The 17,520-nt window shown below is 68.3% G+C and carries 14 protein-coding genes; 13 read left to right on the top strand and 1 reads right to left on the bottom strand.

All coding sequences use genetic code 11. The features are described 5' to 3' along the window. The first annotated feature begins 105 nt into the window (after nt 1–105). The 8 genes from G9Q41_RS19075 to G9Q41_RS19040 all read left to right on the top strand — a co-directional run bounded on the left by G9Q41_RS19075 (nt 106) and on the right by G9Q41_RS19040 (nt 8,796). Entirely contained in the window at nt 106–1,482 is a 1,377-nt protein-coding gene (locus tag G9Q41_RS19075) for a DUF6779 domain-containing protein (RefSeq protein ID WP_165633689.1), read from the top strand. A 64-nt stretch (nt 1,483–1,546) separates the two neighbouring features. Then, entirely contained in the window at nt 1,547–2,770 is a 1,224-nt protein-coding gene (locus G9Q41_RS19070; RefSeq protein ID WP_092524610.1) for a PrsW family intramembrane metalloprotease, read from the top strand. A 183-nt stretch (nt 2,771–2,953) separates the two neighbouring features. After that, nucleotides 2,954–3,916: a DUF2520 domain-containing protein gene (locus tag G9Q41_RS19065; RefSeq protein WP_207631477.1), complete on the top strand. Its 963-nt coding sequence runs from the start codon at nt 2,954–2,956 to the stop codon at nt 3,914–3,916. After that, entirely contained in the window at nt 3,913–4,833 is a 921-nt protein-coding gene (gene panC / locus G9Q41_RS19060; RefSeq protein ID WP_165633688.1) for a pantoate--beta-alanine ligase, read from the top strand. The genes G9Q41_RS19065 and panC overlap by 4 nt, the downstream gene beginning before the upstream one ends. Nucleotides 4,834–4,923: 90 nt before the next feature. Next, nucleotides 4,924–5,358 (top strand): aspartate 1-decarboxylase, encoded by a 435-nt coding sequence (gene panD, locus G9Q41_RS19055; RefSeq protein WP_165633687.1) that lies wholly within the window; start codon nt 4,924–4,926, stop codon nt 5,356–5,358. Nucleotides 5,359–5,433: 75 nt separating this feature from the next. Further along, the gene (locus tag G9Q41_RS19050; protein ID WP_092524604.1) at nt 5,434–6,264 is read left to right on the top strand and encodes a type III pantothenate kinase; all 831 of its coding nucleotides are present in this window, start codon (nt 5,434–5,436) and stop codon (nt 6,262–6,264) included. Between the two features lie 402 nt (nt 6,265–6,666). Continuing rightward, nucleotides 6,667–8,181 (top strand): lysine--tRNA ligase, encoded by a 1,515-nt coding sequence (gene lysS, locus G9Q41_RS19045; protein ID WP_165633686.1) that lies wholly within the window; start codon nt 6,667–6,669, stop codon nt 8,179–8,181. Nucleotides 8,182–8,433: 252 nt separating this feature from the next. Continuing rightward, on the top strand, nt 8,434–8,796 hold the full coding sequence (locus tag G9Q41_RS19040) for an Lsr2 family protein (protein ID WP_092524600.1): 363 nt from the start codon (nt 8,434–8,436) through the stop codon (nt 8,794–8,796). A gap of 226 nt (nt 8,797–9,022) precedes the next feature. Here G9Q41_RS19040 and G9Q41_RS19035 read toward each other — a convergent pair whose 3' ends face one another. Then, nucleotides 9,023–10,018, bottom strand: a complete 996-nt coding sequence (locus G9Q41_RS19035; RefSeq protein ID WP_165633685.1) for an iron-siderophore ABC transporter substrate-binding protein — start codon at nt 10,016–10,018, stop codon at nt 9,023–9,025. 95 nt (nt 10,019–10,113) lie between these two features. Here G9Q41_RS19035 and G9Q41_RS19030 point away from each other — a divergent pair, with 95 nt between their 5' ends. The 5 genes from G9Q41_RS19030 to G9Q41_RS19010 all read left to right on the top strand — a co-directional run bounded on the left by G9Q41_RS19030 (nt 10,114) and on the right by G9Q41_RS19010 (nt 16,980). After that, nucleotides 10,114–11,238 (top strand): iron ABC transporter permease, encoded by a 1,125-nt coding sequence (locus G9Q41_RS19030; protein WP_242687668.1) that lies wholly within the window; start codon nt 10,114–10,116, stop codon nt 11,236–11,238. Continuing rightward, nucleotides 11,235–12,341 carry an iron ABC transporter permease gene (locus G9Q41_RS19025; protein ID WP_165633684.1) on the top strand — a complete coding sequence of 369 codons (1,107 nt, stop codon included), beginning with the start codon at nt 11,235–11,237 and terminating at the stop codon, nt 12,339–12,341. Before G9Q41_RS19030 ends, G9Q41_RS19025 begins: the two co-directional genes overlap by 4 nt. Further along, nucleotides 12,338–13,270, top strand: a complete 933-nt coding sequence (locus G9Q41_RS19020; protein WP_092524592.1) for an ABC transporter ATP-binding protein — start codon at nt 12,338–12,340, stop codon at nt 13,268–13,270. Before G9Q41_RS19025 ends, G9Q41_RS19020 begins: the two co-directional genes overlap by 4 nt. A 260-nt stretch (nt 13,271–13,530) precedes the next feature. Beyond that, complete coding sequence (locus G9Q41_RS19015) at nt 13,531–16,101, top strand: ATP-dependent Clp protease ATP-binding subunit (RefSeq protein WP_165633683.1); 2,571 nt, start codon at nt 13,531–13,533, stop codon at nt 16,099–16,101. 225 nt (nt 16,102–16,326) lie between these two features. Further along, entirely contained in the window at nt 16,327–16,980 is a 654-nt protein-coding gene (locus G9Q41_RS19010; protein ID WP_165633682.1) for a hypothetical protein, read from the top strand. Nucleotides 16,981–17,520 lie beyond the last annotated feature (540 nt).

Genomic DNA, 17,520 nt, shown 5'->3' with positions numbered 1-17,520 from the left:
TTTGTCACGTTGGAATCCCTCCGGATTTCGAAGACATAAATTCCGGGTACTGTTGGCCGCATGGCTGCCCCGAACGACTCCGAGCCTCCGGCGAGAGGTGGACGAGTGACGTTGCTGTGGGTCGGCACGTCGGTCCTGGCCGTCGCGGCGACGACGGTGTTGATGTTCGGCGACGACGTCCGACTGCTGCGGTTGGGAATCGTGGTGGCGCTGTGGGCGGCTCTGCTGGCCGCGCTGCTGGCCGGCCGGTTACGCGAGCGGGTTCGTGAGCGGGACGAGTCGTTGAACCGGAACCAGCGTGAGTACGAGCGCGAGCTCGAGCGCGAGATCGAGGCGCGTCAGCAGCACGAATCGGAAGCGGAGAACGAGGCGCACCGGCGGGTGCGCGCGGAAACCGAGTCGGAGATTTCCGAGTTGCGTTCCGAGGTGCGCGAGCTGCGGCGGCTGCTCGAGCGCTCCCTGGAGCGCTCCGCCCCCTCGGGGGAGGCTCCCCCGAAGCAGGGCGGGCAGCGAACCTCTCCGGTCGGAACGGGGGATGCGGCGGAGGTCGCACGCGGGGAGTCGGCGTCACGGAACTCGGGCGGGTGGGACGGGCAGGCTCGACTGACGCGGCAGAACGCTCCGGCAGGCCCTGCTCCGGAGGGGAGCGCGCGCACGGGGACGAACTCCCCGCCCGCTTCTCCTCCGGTGCGTCCGGCAGCTCCGGGACCACCGCCCGCTCCGCAGCGGGAAGCGGCTCAACCACCTCCGAACGCCCCTCCGCAGCAGCCGCCTCCGAGTCCTCCGCCGCAGCGGCCGCCGAGGTTCACCGGTGCCGTGCACGGGGCGGCGGACAGCGGCGAGCCTCCTGATGGTCAGCGCCCGCCCCAAGCGTCCGCGCGGAACCCGGTGGTCAGGCGGAGCGGAACGCGAGCCTCCCCGCCCGAGACGCAGGAGAGCAGCGGTGGAGCCGCGAATCACGGTTCGGGGCCGCCCCCGCCCGCTCAGGGGACAGCTGATGCGAGCGCTGCCGATTCCCGGCCGTCACCTCCCGCTCCGGGGGTCGGGCCTGGGCGGCCCCCGCAGCGGGGCGAGGCGGCAGCGGGCGGAGTCCCCCAGGCACGCCCTCAAGCACAACCTCCCGCTGTGCGGCGGAACGGCCCGCCCCTGGCACGACCCCCTCGCGTCGCGGCGCCGGCCGAGTCCCGGGCCGATGCTCCCCAGGGGCGCAGCGAGTTCCCACCGGGCGGACGCCCGGACCGGTCTTCAGCGGAAGTCGTTCCTGCGGAAGAGGAGTCACGATCGGGTGAGAAAGACGGCGAGGACGGTGCTGTCCTCGATCGGGTGAGAGAAACGGAAACCCCCCGGGAGAGCCGGGAATCCGGGGAGGCGGCACCAACCGGAGTGGCCGGTGCCCACACGCAGGGAACTTCGGTCGAGGACCTGCTCGCGGCCTACGGCGATTCCAACGAGGCGAGGAGACGCCGCCGCCGGGACGAGTGAATCACCCTCCGGAAGGAGCGGTAGGTGGTGTCGACGCCCCGAGGCGGGGCTTATCGTTTCCGGCGTGTCCAATCCTGATATCTCGGGTGCCCGCAGGAACCAGACCTACAAGCACCGAGTGGTCGGCTGGCCGGTGGCCGGGCTGATTCTGCTCGGCATGTGCGGGTTGGCCATGCTCGGCATCGCCACGGCTCGAGTGGGGTACGTAGCCGCTGTGGTCGGGGCCCTGGCGGCGCTGCTTCCGGTCGCCGTGGTGTTCGGCGCGATCGTGTGGATCGATCGCTGGGAGCCCGAACCGCCGATGCTGCTCGTCGGCGCGTTCCTGTGGGGAGCGGGAGGTGCCACCGCCTGCGCTTTCATGCTGAACGACGCGATGACCGGATTCGGCGAGGTGTTGTTCAGCGGTACCTTCCAGGAGCACTTCGCCCTGGTGGTCACGGCCCCGGTCGTGGAGGAGGCCGCCAAGTCGCTGTTCGTGATCGCGCTGTGGTTCCGGCGCCGCTCCGAGTTCAACGGCATGGTGGACGGCATCGTCTACGCGGCGCTGACCGCCGCGGGCTTCGCTTTCATCGAGAACATCTTCTACTTCGGCAAGGCCTTCGCGCAGACCGGGCTCGGCAACATGAGCGGGGGCGTGGTCGCGGTTTTCGTGCTGCGCGGATTGCTGGCCCCGTTCTCCCACCCGCTCTTCACCACGATGGCCGGTATCGGGGTCGGTCTGGCCACCAGGTCGCGCAGTTCCCGGATGCGGACGCTCTGGCCACTGCTGGGCTTCCTGGCCGCAGTGCTGCTGCACGCCGTGTGGAACGGTTCCACGACCCTCGGCGGGGAGAGCTTCCTCAACGTCTACTTCGTGATCATGGTGCCCGTCTTCCTCGGCACGGGAGGACTGGTCGTGTGGCAGCGCAAGAGGGAGCAGCGCATCGTGGCCCAACAGCTGCCCGCCCTGCAGCGGGCCGGGTTGATCGTGCCCAGCGAGCTGGAGATGCTGGCGAGCCTGTCCGAACGGCGCGGCTGGAAGCGCAAGGTGCGCCGCAACGCCGGGCCGGAGGCGGCCAAGGCGGTGCAGGACTACCAGATAGCGGTCACCGAGCTGGCCTTTCTGCAGCACCGCGCGCAGCACGGGAACACGACCAGTGCAGTGCGCAGGCAGCGTCGTGAGAAGCTGATCGCGGACCTCAAGGAGGCGCGTCGTTCGGCGAGCGGTTCGCAGGAGGCCATCCGGACCGCGCGGATCAAGTTGGACGAGCTGACCAGGATGAACGTCCGGAAACCCTCCGAGGAGTGATCCCGGGGGCGTCGCGGCGAGCCGAGCCTCGCGACCCCGGGGTCGTGGTTTTCGCCATCCGTGCCCGGCGCGGTCGGGCGGCAGCACGTGGCTCTCACCACCTTGTGGGTCCACGAGTCCGTTTCCGGAGTTACTCTCGCGATGCTGTCCGGTACCCGGTACGGGACTGGAACGGTAGGAGGATTGGTCGACGTGTCCGCTGATCGGCACGGCAACCGTTCGGATGGAACGGTGGAGAACTTCCCGCGGGGCGGCGACGCCGCGCGTCCCAGGCTGCGAGTCGGCGTGATCTCGGCCGGGCGGGTCGGCAGCGTTCTCGGCGCTGCGCTGCACAGGGTCGGTCACGAGATAGGCGCGGTTTCGGCGGTTTCGGAAGCTGCGCTGGCGAGGGCGGCCGAGCTGTTGCCCTCGGTCCCGGTGCGCGGCCCGGACGAGGTGGCCGAGCAGGCGGATCTGGTGCTGCTCGCGGTGCCGGACGACGCGCTGGCCGGCTTGGTTCGGGGGCTGGTCGGAACCGGTTCGCTGCGTTCCGGGCAGATAGTGGTGCACACCTCGGGGGCGCACGGTGCCGAGGTGCTCGAACCGGCGGCCGAGGCGGGAGCACTCCCGATAGCGCTGCATCCGGCGATGACCTTCACGGGCAAGCCCGAGGACCTGGAACGACTGGGCACGGCCTGCATGGCCGTTACCGCGCGGGCCGATGACGAGGCGGGAACCAGCGTCGGCACGGCGCTCGCGGTCGAGATGGGGGCCGACCCCGTCCGCGTTCCGGAAGAGGCCAGAAAGCTCTACCACGCGGCGCTGACTCACGGGGCGAACCACCTGGTCACCCTGGTCAACGAGTGTGCCCAGCTGTTGCGCTCCTCCGGGATCGAAACGCCCGATCGCGTGCTGGGGCCCATTCTGTCCGCCGCGCTGGACAACGCGCTGCGCTACGGCGACAGGGGATTGACCGGCCCGGTCGCCCGCGGGGACGCCGGGACGGTGCGCTCCCACCTCGAGGTGCTCGGGAGCGCGGAACCGGACGCGGTGGCGGGCTACGTGCAGTTGGCGAGGCGCACGGCCGAGCGGGCCGTTCGTTCGGGAATGCTGCGCTCGGACGACGCGGTGGGTGTTAACGAAGTACTCGACGGGGGTTGGCAATGAGCGCACCGGACGAATCGGCCGGTTCGGAGGGGGTGGGCGCGGGCCCCGGTTTCACACCGCGCGAGGTCACGGTGCACCGGCACCCCGATCAGCTCGCCAAGGTGACGCGGGCGCTGCGCGCCACCGGGCGCAAGGTCGTGCTGGTGCCGACGATGGGCGCCCTGCACGAGGGCCACTTGGAGCTGGTTCGGGCCGCTCGTCGGGTCCCGAACAGCGTGACCGTGGTTTCGATCTTCGTCAATCCGCTGCAGTTCGGCCCGGACGAGGACTTCGACAGCTACCCGCGCTCCTTCGACTCCGACGTCGAGGCGCTCGGTCGCGAGGGCGTGGAGCTCGTGCTCTCCCCGGGACGTGACGAGCTCTACGGATCCGACCCGCAGATCACCGTGGACGCCGGGGAGCCCGGACGCGACCTGGAAGGAGCCAGCAGGCCCGGTCACTTCAGCGGGGTGCTGACGGTGGTGGCCAAGCTGCTCAACATCGTCGGTCCGAACCTGGCCCTGTTCGGGGAGAAGGACTACCAGCAGCTGGTGCTGCTGCGCCGGATGGTCCGCGAGCTGAACATCCCCACCGACGTACAGGGGATACCGATCGTGCGGGAGTCCGACGGGCTGGCGCTGTCCTCGCGGAACCGCTACCTCGACCAGCGGCAGCGTTCCGCTGCCCTGGTGCTCTCCGCGGCGCTGGCCGCGGGAGCCCACGCGGGCTCTCGGGGGGCGGAGGCCGTGCTCGCCGCCGCGCGGGAGGTGCTGGCCGCCGAACCGGAGGTCAAGCTCGACTACCTCGAGCTGCGCGATCCCGAGCTCGGACCGCCCCCGGAGACGGGGGAGGCCCGGTTGCTGGTGGCTGCCGAGGTGGGAGGAACCAGGTTGCTCGACAACGCCCTGGTCGAGCTGAGCGCGGCCGAAGCGGAGTGAGGACGGGAGTCCCCTGGGCGGGTGGCCCCGGTCGTCCGGGCCGCGGACGTTCTCGGGACGAGCCCTGGAACTCGGGAGGGGAAAGAGCCGATGTTGCGAACCATGCTCAAGTCCAAGATCCACCGTGCCACTGTCACCCAGGCTGACCTGCACTACGTCGGGTCGGTGACCATAGATGCCGCGCTGATGGAGGCCGCCGACCTGCTCGACGGTGAGCAGGTCACGATAGTCGACGTGACCAACGGCGCGCGGCTGGAGACCTACGCGATCACGGGGGAGCGGGATTCCGGTGTGCTCGGTATCAACGGAGCCGCCGCGCATTTGGTTCACCCCGGTGACCTGGTGATTCTGATCGCGTACGGGATGATGGACGACTCGGAGGCCCAGACGTTTCGCCCACGGGTGCTGTTCGTCGATTCCGACAACCGCGTCGTCGAGACCGGTGGAGACCCCGCGCACGCCCCGAGCGGTTCGGGGCTGGGCAGCTCGGGTGTCTCCGGGAACGGGACGGACCCGTCGGCCTGAGCGGCGTTTTCGGGGCGTGAAGTCGGCCACCGGTGTTCGCCCCGCGGTGGTCGAAGCGAAGGAAGGGAAGCAACGGTGCTGCTCGCCATCGATGTAGGCAACACCAACATCGTGTTGGGACTCTACGAGGACGCCCCCGACGACGAGTCCGAGCGGAGAACCGGCTCGACGCGGAAGCCCAAGGCGCAGGCTCGGCTGGTCCGGGACTGGCGGATGCGGACCGAACCGAGGATGACCGCCGACGAGCTGGCGTTCACCATGCGCGGGCTGCTCGGCGACTACGTCGACAAGATCACCGGCATCTCGGCGTTGTCCACGGTCCCCACGCTGCTGCGTGAACTGCGGGTGATGCTGGGCAGGAACTGGGAGGACGTTCCGCGGGTCGTGGTCGAGCCCGGGGTGCGCACGGGCGTTCCGCTGCTGGTCGACAACCCCAAGGAAGTGGGGGCGGACCGGGTGATCAACACGCTCGCCGCGCACCACCTGTACGCCACGAACTGCGTCGTGGTGGATTTCGGCACCTCCACCAACATCGACGCCATCTCGGCGAAGGGGGAGTTCCTCGGAGGGGCCTTCGCCCCCGGGGTGGAGATCTCCCTGGACGCTCTCGCGTCGCGTGCGGCCCAGCTGCGCAAGGTCGAGCTGGCCAGGCCGCGTTCGGTCATCGGCAAGAACACCGTCGAGTGCCTGCAGTCCGGCCTGCTCTTCGGGTTCGCGGGGCAGGTGGACGGGCTCGTCCGCAGCATCGTGTCCGAACTGGAGCAAACCCACGGCGGCCCCACCACGGTGCTGGCCACGGGCGGGTTGGCTCCCCTGGTGATCAGCGAGTCGCACACGATCTCGCACCACATCCCGGAGTTGACGTTGCTCGGGTTGCGGTTGGTTTTCGACCGCAACATGGAATGACAACTCGTGACGGAGCTCTGCTCGGTGGGGCCCGTGGGGGAACCTCAGTCGGCGCCCGGCTGCGGGTGCCCCGACATCGGGTAGCGGCCTACACAACGTCGGGCCTTCCTCGCGAGAACACCACGAGAGAACCCGCGGCGGTGCCGACTGCTCGGGCTCAGAGCGCCTGCGTTGGAGTGACAGGCTTCTCGGGGACTCGCTTGTCGTAGACGGTGTGGATGGTGGGACCTCTCGCGGGCTCTCGCTGCGGGTGGCCCGACATCGGGTAGCGGCCTACACAACGTCGGGCTTTCCTCGCGAGAGCACCACGAGAGAACCCGCGGCGGTGCCGAGCGCGCGGGCGGTTCTTTCGGCCCCTCCTGCCGCAGTGCCCCTCCGAACGGGTCCGTACCCTGGTAAACCGTGAATGACCAGGATCAATCAAGTCACGTCGACGGAGCCGAAGACCTGCCGGAACAGTTGCGGGTGCGTAGGGAGAAGCGGCAACGGCTGCTTTCCGAGGGCAACGATCCCTATCCTGTCGCGTTGCCGATCACGCACTCGCTCGCCCAGGTGCGGGCCGCGCACCCGGACCTGCCCGCGGACACTTCGACCGGCGAGCGGGTCGGCATCGCCGGACGGGTGATGTTCCTGCGGAACACCGGCAAGCTCTGCTTCGCCACGCTGCGTGGTGGCGACGGTACCGAGTTGCAGGCCATGCTCAGCCGCAACGAGGTCGGTCAACAGCAGTTGTCCGAGTGGAAGTCGGATGTCGATCTGGGCGATCACGTGTTCGTGGCCGGGGAAGTGATCACTTCCCGCCGCGGTGAGCTCTCCGTGCTGGCCGACGAGTGGCGCCTGGCGGCCAAGTCCCTGCGCCCGCTTCCCGTCGCGCACAAGGAGCTCACCGAGGAGAACCGGGTGCGCCAGCGCTACGTGGACCTGCTGGTCCGGCGGCAGGCAGCCGAGACCGTGCGCACGAGGGCGGCGACGTTGCGTTCGCTGCGGAACTCCTTCGAGCGGCGCGACTACCTCGAGGTCGAGACGCCGATGCTGCAGACCCTGCAGGGCGGCGCAGCTGCTCGGCCGTTCGTGACTTACTCGAACGCCTTGGACATGGATCTGTACCTGAGGATCGCTCCGGAGCTGTTCCTCAAGCGCTGCGTGGTCGGCGGCATAGAGAAAGTCTTCGAGATCAACCGCAACTTTCGCAACGAGGGGAGTGATTCTTCCCACTCCCCGGAGTTCGCGATGCTCGAGTTTTACGAGGCCTACTCGGATTACAACGGCATGGCCGAGCTCACTCGTGAACTGATCCAGGAGGCGGCCCAGTCCCTGTTCGGCACTCAGACGGTGACTTGGGCGGACGGATCGGAGTACGACCTTTCCGGCCAGTGGGCCAACATTACGATGTACGGATCGCTTTCCGAGGCGCTCGGTTTCGAGGTCACCCCCGAAACCACGGTGGAAACACTGCGCAAGCACGCCGAAAGCGTCGGTTTGTCCGACGTCGATCCGAGCTACGGGCACGGCAAGCTGGTCGAGGAACTCTGGGAGCACCTGGTCGGCAATCACTTGTACGCGCCGACATTCGTGCGGGACTTCCCGCTGGATACGGCTCCGCTGACCCGGCAGCACCGCGAGCATTCGGGGATGGCGGAGAAATGGGATCTCTACGTCCGGGGTTTCGAACTGGCCACCGGTTACTCGGAGCTCGTCGATCCGGTAATCGAGCGGCAGCGCCTCGAGGAGCAGGCGCGCCAGGCCTCGGCCGGGGACGAGGAAGCCATGCCCGTGGACGAGGACTTTCTCCGGGCCCTGGAGTACGGAATGCCCCCGACCGGGGGTGTGGGAATGGGTATCGACCGCTTGTTGATGGCTTTGACGGGTCTCGGTATCCGGGAGACCATACTCTTCCCCCTCGTTCGGCCGGAATGACTGATCCGGCCCCTTCGGGACCCGACAAGTCCAAAATTTCTTCGGCGGGGTGAGTGCGACTCCGGCTTTACTGCGCTAACCTTGCTGACGAGAATGAAACGGTGACGATGTAATACCGGGCTCGAAGCGAGTCCCACTTCGCGGTGCCCGTTCGGTATTGGCCCGGTTCCCGAGGAACCGGGCTGTACCCCCGAAGGTTGGCGCGAGGGCATCGTCTCCCGAAGGGAATAGTCCGGGGAGGATCGGAAGAAGATGGCGCAGAAGGTAACCGTCCAGCTGGTGGATGACCTGGACGGCGGGGAAGCCGATGAAACGGTCGAGTTCGCCTTGGACGGCGTCTCTTACACGATCGACCTTTCCAACGAGAATGCGAACGAGCTGCGCGAGGCGCTGAGCGGCTATCTGGCCGGGGCGCGTCGCGCGGGTGGGCGCAAGAAGCCGGGGCCGCGTTCCGGTTCCTCACGTTCGTCCTCCGGCTCCTCGGGCGGTTCCACCAGCGCGGACCGGGAACAGAACCAGGCGATTCGGGAATGGGCGCGCAAGCGCGGGATGAAGGTTTCGGACCGCGGGCGCATCCCCGCCGACATCGTGGCCGAATACCACAAGGCGCACTGAACTCCCGGAAATCAGCAACGGCTCGGTTCTCCCGACCTGCCGTCCTTCGGGCGGGTGCTCGTCGGGATTCGGGTTCCGTCGGTAGACATCCGGCCGTTCCGCTGTGAATTCGGTGCGGGCCGGGTGCGCCCCGGTCGGGCGGTGTCGCGCGGCGACACGTCGGAGCGCACCCGTACACCTGTCCTGGGCTTGTTCCTCCCGTCGGCGCAGGTTCGCCGACCGCCCCTCACCGGGCGCGGTCCACTCCGAACGCCGCGGCGAGGTCGTCGAGGATGGCGTGTGCGCCGTGAAGCCCCACCGAGGTCATCCAGGTGAGGTCGTCCACCTCGTGGACTCGCCCCGTCAGCTTGCTCCACAGCGGGCTGGAGGTGAACTTCTTCCTGGCCTCGGCGGCGTCTCCGGACTGGTCCGGGTACACGCTCAGGAAGATGTGCTCCGCGTCGAGCTCCGGGATCCTCTCCTGGCTCAGGTTCACGGCGATGCCGTCGCCGGTCGGCTGTCCCCCCGGGCGGTTCAGCCCGGTGTCGTCCTGCACGATCCCGGGGAAGGAGTCCGCGCTGTACAGGCGGACGGTCGGTTCCCCGGCGAAGCGGACGATCGAGACGGTCGGGTTGTGCCCCGCTTTCGCGCGGATGTTGTCACCGACGGTTTTCGCGCGTTGTTCGTAGGCGTCCAGCTTGCGCCACGCCAACTTCTCCTTGCCGAGGGCCCTACCGGTGAGCAGCAGGTTCTGTTTCCACGTTCCGCCCGTGGTGCGGCTGAACACCGTCGGGGCGATTTGGGCGAGTTGGTCGTAGAGCTTCTCGTGCCGGACTTTCGCCGAGAGGATGAGGTCGGGCTCGGCCGCCACGATCCTCTCCAGATCGGGTTCGCTCAGGCTGCCCACTCTGCTCGCCCGGTCCCCGTGCTCCCGGCGGTCCTGCCCCAGGTACTCGGGCAGCTCCTTGCGTCCTCCGAAGGTCGTGTAGCCCACGACGTCCGTCTCCAGGGCCATGGTCGCGCTCGTGAAACTCGCGTCCAGCGCGACGACGCGCTTCGGGGTCCCGGTGATGTCGGTCGTGCCCATCGCGTGTTCGACGGTGCGGTCCGCTCCGGAACCGCTCCCGCTGCCGGAGCCGGTTGACTCGTCACCGCACGCGCTCAGCCCGAGCACGGGCAGTGCTCCCGCGGCGGTCAGCGCAGTCCGCAGCAAATCGCGTCTCGTTCGTGTGACTGCCGACATCGGCGTCCCTTCCCGTTTCGTTTAGGCTTAGGTGGGCCTAACCTAAGTGCGGATAACCTAAGCGAATCAGGGTCGGAGAGCCAAGGGAGTGGGATTTGAGTCGCAGTTTGGCCGACCGGAACTCGCGGCGCTCGGACACCGGCTCGTCCCGTTCCCGGCAGGGGGAAGCCCCCACCCCGGAAACGGAGCACGCCCCCAAAGCCCCGGTGGACCGGCTGAGCAACCGCAGGCGCAGGAGGCTGATCGGCATCGCCCTGCTGGGGGCGCTGCTGCTGGCCAGCTGCTTGCTGAGCATCCTCATCGGAGCCAAGCTCATCTCGCCGGACGCCGTGCTGCGGGCGCTGCTGTCCACCGCGCGGACCGAGAACCACGTGATCGTCTACGACTTGCGCATCCCGCGCACGATCGTAGGGGTGCTCGCGGGCTCGGCGCTCGGCCTGGCCGGCGCCCTGATGCAGGGCTACACCAGGAACCCGATCGCGGGGCCCAGCGTGCTCGGCATCACCCAGGGAGCGGGACTGGCCGTGGTGCTGGCCGTTTTCACGCTGGGCATCACCGGGATGCTCGGCTTCGTGTGGTTCAGCTTCGGCGGTGCCCTGCTCAGCGCCCTCGCGGTGTTCGCGATCGGATCCTTCGGGAGGGGAGGGGCCACCCCGGTGGCGCTGGCGCTGGCCGGCGCGGCGATCAGCGCCCTGCTGCAGGCGCTCACCTCGGCCCTGGTGCTGCTCGACCGGCAGAGCATGGACGTCTACCGGTTCTGGAAGGTCGGTTCCATCGCGATCAGCGACACGACCGTGATCAGCCAGGTGATTCCCTTCCTGCTGGTGGGGCTGGTGCTGGGACTGGCCAGCGCGCCCGGGTTGAACGCGCTCTCGCTCGGCGACGACATGGCCGCCGCCCTCGGGCACAACGTGACGCGGACCAGAGCGGTGGGGGTGGCCGCGATAGCCGTGCTCGTCGGCGGCGCGGTGGCCCTGTGCGGACCGATCAGCTTCGTCGGGCTCGTCGTCCCGCACATAGCCAGGTACTTCTCGGGTCCCGACCACCGCTGGTTGCTGCCCTTCGCGGCCCTGACGGGGTCGTGCCTGGTCCTGCTCGCCGACCTCGTCGGCCGCATCGTGGCCAGGCCCTCCGAGATCCAGGTCGGGGTGATGCTGGCGATGATCGGTGCTCCGTTCTTCATCGCGCTCGTGCGGCGCAGGAGGCTGATGCGACTGTGAAGGCACTGGCCGAAACATCCCCCGCGCGCGGCTCCGCGCCGCGGGTGCCGGGACGCAGGCCGCTGCGGCTGGGACCGGTCTCCACGGTGGTGCGGCCCCGCTCCCTGCTGATGCTGCTCGCTGGAGCGCTCGCCCTGCTGCTGGTGTTCGCCTGCGACCTGGCCCTCGGCGACTACCCGATCACCCCGATCGGGGTGCTGCGCACCCTGTTCGGCGGCGGGGACACCGGCGAATCCCTCGTGATCTTCCAGTTGCGGCTCCCCCGGAGCCTGACGGGACTGCTCGTGGGGGCGGCGCTCGGGCTCGCCGGCGCCGTCACCCAGGCCGTGGTGCGAAATCCCCTGGCGAGCCCGGACCTGCTCGGTGTCACGGCAGGCGCGGGGGCAGCGGCCTCGGCGGTGATCGTGACCGGGGGGACGCTGGGCGGTGTCAGCGGTTTCGCCGCGAGCGTGGGACTGCCCGTGGTCGCCCTGCTCGGCGGGCTGGTCACCGGTGTGCTCGTGGCGGTGCTGTCCTACCGGAGCGGGGTGGACTCGTTCCGGCTGGTGCTGGTCGGCATCGGCATGAACGCCATGATGGTCAACGCGACGCTGTGGCTGCTCACCATGGGCGAGGTGCAGGACGCGGGACGCGCCATGGTCTGGCTCACCGGGAGCCTCAACGCGCGTGGCTGGGAGAACGTCGTCCCCGTCGCGCTGTCCCTGGCGGTCCTGGTGCCCGTGACGCTGCTCGGCTGCCACGTTCTCGGGGCGTTGCAGTTCGACGACGACACCATGCACGGGCTCGGGGTGCGGGTGACCGCGGCGCGCGCGGCCATGCTGCTCAGCGCCACCGTGCTCGCCTCGCTGGCGACCGCGGCCGCCGGGCCGATCGCCTTCGTGGCGTTGGCCACCCCCCAGATAGCCCTCCGGCTGGCGGGCACGGCGCGACCACCGCTGGTGCTCTCGATGCTGCTGGGGGCGACGTTGGTCGTGGGGGCCGACCTGATCGCACGCACGGCCTTCGGTTCGCTGGCACTCCCCGTGGGAGTGGTCACGGCCGTGCTCGGCGCGCCCTACCTGATTTACCTGCTCGTTCACCGGTACCGGGAGGTTCGGACATGACCGCAGTGCACACCGCGAGCGAGACCTTCGAGCGCCTCGAACCGTCGAACTCGGCAGGCGGACGGGGGGACTCCGCGGACGGTGGGACCACCAGCAGGCTGAGCGCGCGCGACGTCTCGCTGGCCTACGGGGAGCGGGTCGTGGTCGACGGACTGGACATCGACGTCCTCGACGGGGGGATAACCGGTGTGATCGGTCCGAACGGTTGCGGGAAGTCCACCCTGCTGCGTGCCCTGGGGAGGTTGCTCCAGCCGAAGAGCGGCAGCGTCCTGCTGGACGGCAAGCGGATCCACCGGATGTCGACGAAGGAGGTCGCCCGCACCCTCGGGATGCTGCCGCAGTCCCCCTCGGCCCCCGAGGGGCTGTGCGTGGCCGACCTGGTCGCGCGGGGCAGGCACCCGCACCAGACCTGGTACCGCCAGTGGTCCTCCGACGACGAGTCGGCCGTGGCCGAGGCCCTGGAGCTGACGGGGATCGGGGACCTCGCCGAGCGCTCCGTGGACGAGCTGTCCGGGGGGCAGCGGCAGCGTGCCTGGTTGTCCATGGCACTGGCCCAGCACACGGACCTGCTGTTACTGGACGAACCGACCACCTACCTGGACTTGTCCCACCAAGTGGACGTGCTGGAGCTGATCGGGAGGCTGCACGCCGAGAGCGGGCGCACCGTGGTCATGGTGCTGCACGACCTCAACTTCGCCGCCAGGTACGCGGATCGGCTGGTGGCCATGGTCGACGGGCGGATCGCCGCGGAGGGGGCTCCGGAGGAGGTCGTGACCGAGCAGCTGCTGGAGGAGGTGTTCGACCTGAGGGCGCGGGTGGTTCCGGACCCGGTGGTGGGTACTCCCATGGTGGTTCCGGTCGGCGGCCGCGGCTCTCGCGAGGCCGCGGCGGAGGACTCCACCGCGGGAAGCGCTGATCCGGAAGAGTGACTTCCCGGGGCGGGGAGCGTGTTGTTCGCGCTCGGCGGACACCCCGCAGCGGCCTTTTTCCGAATGGAATGTCGCAGTTCAGCGCGCTGTTAGGCACAGTGAACGAAGCGTTGTCGAAAAGTGGGCTGTGAGCCGGACCGGCCCTGAGTGGGCTGTGGCTACTAGAGTGGAGCTCAGAGTGCTGAACCCATCGCGGGCATAGGCGTGAGCAGGAGCCGTGCCCGGTACGAGACCGCCGGCGCAGCAGTCAGGGAGTGCGAATGTTCGAGAGGTTCACCGACCGCGCGAGGCGGGTGGTTGTCCTGGCCCAGGAGGAGGCCAGGATGCTCAACCACAACTACATCGGCACCGAGCACATTCTCCTGGGTCTGATCCACGAGGGTGAGGGTGTCGCCGCCAAGGCGCTGGAATCGTTGGGTATCGCCCTCGAGGGCGTACGCCAGCAGGTCGAAGAGATCATCGGCCAGGGCCAGCAGGCCCCCAGTGGCCACATCCCCTTCACCCCGCGGGCCAAGAAGGTTCTGGAGCTGTCGCTGAGGGAGGCGCTCCAGCTCGGGCACAACTACATCGGCACCGAGCACATCCTGCTCGGCCTGATCCGTGAGGGTGAGGGTGTCGCCGCGCAGGTGCTGGTCAAACTGGGCGCGGATCTCAACCGGGTACGTCAGCAGGTGTTGCAGCTGCTGTCCGGCTACCAGGGCAAGGAACCGGCCGAGGCCGGTGGCCGCAGTGAGGGGACCCCGTCCTCCTCGTTGGTGCTGGATCAGTTCGGGCGCAACCTCACCCAGAGTGCCCGCGAGTCGAATCTCGACCCCGTGATCGGCAGGAACACCGAGGTCGAGCGCATCATGCAGGTGCTGTCCAGGCGCACCAAGAACAACCCCGTGCTCATCGGCGAGGCCGGTGTCGGCAAGACGGCGGTTGTCGAGGGGCTGGCTCAGCAGATCGTCAAGGGCGAGGTGCCCGAGACGCTGAAGGAGAAGCAGCTCTACACGCTCGACCTCGGTTCGCTCGTGGCGGGTTCGCGGTATCGCGGTGACTTCGAGGAGCGCCTGAAGAAGGTGCTCAAGGAGATCAAGACGCGCGGCGACATCATCCTGTTCATCGACGAGATCCACACTCTGGTCGGTGCGGGAGCGGCCGAAGGTGCGATAGACGCCGCGAGCATCCTCAAGCCGATGCTGGCCCGCGGAGAGCTGCAGACCATCGGTGCCACCACGCTGGAGGAGTACCGCAAGAACGTCGAGAAGGACGCGGCCCTCGAGCGCCGGTTCCAGCCGATCCAGGTCGGCGAGCCCTCGCTCGAGCACGCCGTGGAGATCCTCAAGGGACTGCGGGACCGCTACGAGGCGCACCACAGGGTGTCCATCACCGACTCCGCGCTGTCCGCGGCCGCGAGCCTGGCCGACCGCTATATTAACGACCGGTACCTGCCGGATAAGGCGATCGACCTGCTCGACGAGGCCGGAGCGCGGATGCGCATCCGCCGGATGACCGCTCCGCCGGACCTGCGTGAGTTCGACGAGAAGATCGCCGAGGTCCGCAGGGACAAGGAGTCCTCGATCGACGGTCAGGACTTCGAGCGGGCCGCCCGGCTGCGTGACGAGGAGAAGCAGCTCATCACGCAGAAGGAGGAGCGCGAGGCGCAGTGGAAGGCCGGCGACCTGGACGTCGTGGCCGAGGTCGACGACGAGCAGATCGCCGAGGTGCTGGCCAACTGGACCGGCATCCCCGTCTTCCGCCTCACCGAGGAGGAGACCTCCAGGCTGCTGCGCATGGAGGAGGAGCTGCACAAGCGGATCATCGGTCAGGACGACGCGGTCAAGGCGGTCTCCCAGGCGATCCGCCGTACCCGCGCGGGGCTGAAGGATCCGCAGCGGCCCTCGGGCTCCTTCATCTTCGCCGGTCCCTCCGGCGTCGGGAAGACGGAGCTCTCCAAGTCGCTGGCCGAGTTCCTCTTCGGGGACGACAACGCGCTCGTGCAGATCGACATGGGTGAGTACCACGACCGCTACACGGCCTCGCGCCTGTTCGGTGCTCCCCCGGGATACGTCGGCTACGAGGAGGGCGGTCAGCTCACCGAGAAGGTCCGCCGGAAGCCGTTCTCCGTGGTGCTGTTCGACGAGATCGAGAAGGCCCACCACGAGATCTACAACACGCTGCTGCAGGTGTTGGAGGACGGCAGGCTCACGGACGGTCAGGGCCGTGTCGTCGACTTCAAGAACACGGTGCTGATCTTCACCTCCAACCTCGGTACTTCGGACATCTCCAAGACCGTCGGGTTGGGCTTCTCCGGCTCCAACGAGCAGGAGACCAACTACGAGCGGATGAAGGCCAAGGTCAATGAGGAGATGAAGAAGCACTTCCGTCCGGAGTTCCTCAACAGGATCGACGACGTGATCGTCTTCCACCAGCTGACCGAGGAAGAGATCGTCCGGATGGTCGACCTGCTCATCGGGCGCGTGGAGAGCGCGCTCAAGAGCAAGGACATGTCCATCGAGTTGACCTCGAAGGCCAAGAAGCTGGTGGCCAAGAGGGGCTTCGACCCGGTGCTGGGTGCCCGGCCGCTGCGGCGCACCATCCAGCACGAGATCGAGGACAAGCTCTCCGAGAAGATCCTGTTCGGTGAGGTCGAGGCCGGTCAGATCGTGATCGTCGACGTCGAGGGCTGGGACGAAGAGGGCACGGAGGACGAGGCCCGCTTCGTCTTCCGCGGCGAAAGCAAGCCCTCCACCGTGCCGGACGCTCCGCCGGTGGACCTGGCCGGATCGTCCGGTGGTTCCTCCGCGGACCAGGACGACCAGTCCGAGGGCTCCGGCTCCTCGGAGTGACCCCGAGAGGACGGGCCGCCCGGCTCCACGGGTGAGACCGGGCGGCTGCTCCGCGGGCGGGTCCCGTGTCACGAGGTCCCGCACTCCCTCCCCGGGAGGGAGTGCGGGACCTTTTCGTGTCTCGGGCGGTGTGTCCGCCCCGCTGTGGAGGACCGCGGCGTTCAGATTGCTGTGCGTCCCCGTTTCGGAAACGTGCTCCCGGGGTGGTCTGTCAGGATAAAAAGCGTGACGTCCCGCGGTGAGGAAGCGGAGGGGGAGCGTGCGCGCCGGGTGCGGCGGGCTCTGCACGTCCCCGTTCTGGCGGCCGCGGCCGTATCCGTTCCCGCGGTGTTCCTGGCCAGGTTGGACGGGCCGGTGGCACTGGTCGGTTCGGTGCTGAACTGGTTGTCGATGCTGATTCTGACCGGGGAGTCGGTTCTGCTGTTCTGGTCCAGCGAGAACCGGTTGCGCTGGTTGCGCACTCACTGGTGGATGGTGCTGGTCACCCTGCTGACGATTCCGGCGGTGATTTTCGCCTTCGGGCCGGCTCAGGTGCTGCGTCTGGTTCGCGTGGTGGCCGCGGTTCAGCTCGTGCGCGTCGTCCGGTTGCTCAAGGTCGCGCGGGTGCTGCATCAGCGCGGCGGTAGGCTCGGCGGCTCGTTGTACGTGCTGCTGGCTGTCGTGTTCGCCGCGGCGGGGGTGCTGCTGGGGATCCTGCTCGTGGACGAGACCAGTGCGACGCGGCGCACTGTGGACGTGGTCCTGGCCAGGTGGGGATGGCCCGCTCTCGTGGGGGGAGTCGTATTGATCTCGACGCTGATCGTCGGGTTGGTGGTGTGGCTGCGTCGGTGGCGTTCGAGGAAGGCCGCAGCGGAGGTGCGGCCGCCCTCGGACTCGTAGGGCTGCGGCCTGCTCGTCCGGATCCGGGGGAGTTCGGAGGGGCCGCGGGAGTAACCCCGTGTTGTGCTGGTGTTTGTGTGGTGGTGGGGGGTGGGTGTGGGTGCGTGTTGGGTGTGGGGGTAGTGTGGTGGTTGTCGGCACGGCGGGAACTGCTGGGAGCTTTCGGGTTCTGGGTGGTTGTGGTTGTGTTGGTGGTGCTGGTGATTCTGGTGCTGCGAGGGCCCCCGGTTTTGTGGGGGTGTTTTCGGGGTGTTAGAGTTTCCGGTGTTGTTTGATTAATTGAATTCATTCTGGTTCCTCTTTTGGGTGCTGCTGTGGCGTGGTTGTGCGTTGTGGTGGTGCTGGGGTGCCCCCGGGTGTTGGGGGTGCTGTGGTGGGGTGCTAGGGTGAATGTGCACCGACCGCAGGGGCTTTTTCGATGGGTGTCGGAGGGGTTCTGTGGTGGTGTGCCCACTGGTGTGGGTGTGTTCTTTGAGAATTCAACAGTGCCTTGACGCGTGTGTGGCTTCTTGTCTTTTTGTTTTTTTGTGTTTTTTGCTG

The organism is Actinopolyspora sp. BKK2, from assembly GCF_011291845.1.
GTDB lineage: Bacteria > Actinomycetota > Actinomycetes > Mycobacteriales > Pseudonocardiaceae > Actinopolyspora > Actinopolyspora saharensis.
The sequence above is the reverse complement of the archived record's forward strand: the minus strand, read 5'-3'. Positions and strand labels throughout refer to the sequence as shown.

What these genes read in the sequence shown, in the direction of transcription:
- panC (WP_165633688.1), top strand. Translation starts at nt 3,913, where the DNA reads ATGAGCGCACCGGACGAATCGGCCGGTTCGGAGGGGGTGGGCGCGGGC.
- panD (WP_165633687.1), top strand. Translation starts at nt 4,924, where the DNA reads ATGTTGCGAACCATGCTCAAGTCCAAGATCCACCGTGCCACTGTCACC.
- G9Q41_RS19040 (WP_092524600.1), top strand. Translation starts at nt 8,434, where the DNA reads ATGGCGCAGAAGGTAACCGTCCAGCTGGTGGATGACCTGGACGGCGGG.
- G9Q41_RS19035 (WP_165633685.1), bottom strand. Translation starts at nt 10,018, where the DNA reads ATGTCGGCAGTCACACGAACGAGACGCGATTTGCTGCGGACTGCGCTG.
- G9Q41_RS19020 (WP_092524592.1), top strand. Translation starts at nt 12,338, where the DNA reads ATGACCGCAGTGCACACCGCGAGCGAGACCTTCGAGCGCCTCGAACCG.
- G9Q41_RS19015 (WP_165633683.1), top strand. Translation starts at nt 13,531, where the DNA reads ATGTTCGAGAGGTTCACCGACCGCGCGAGGCGGGTGGTTGTCCTGGCC.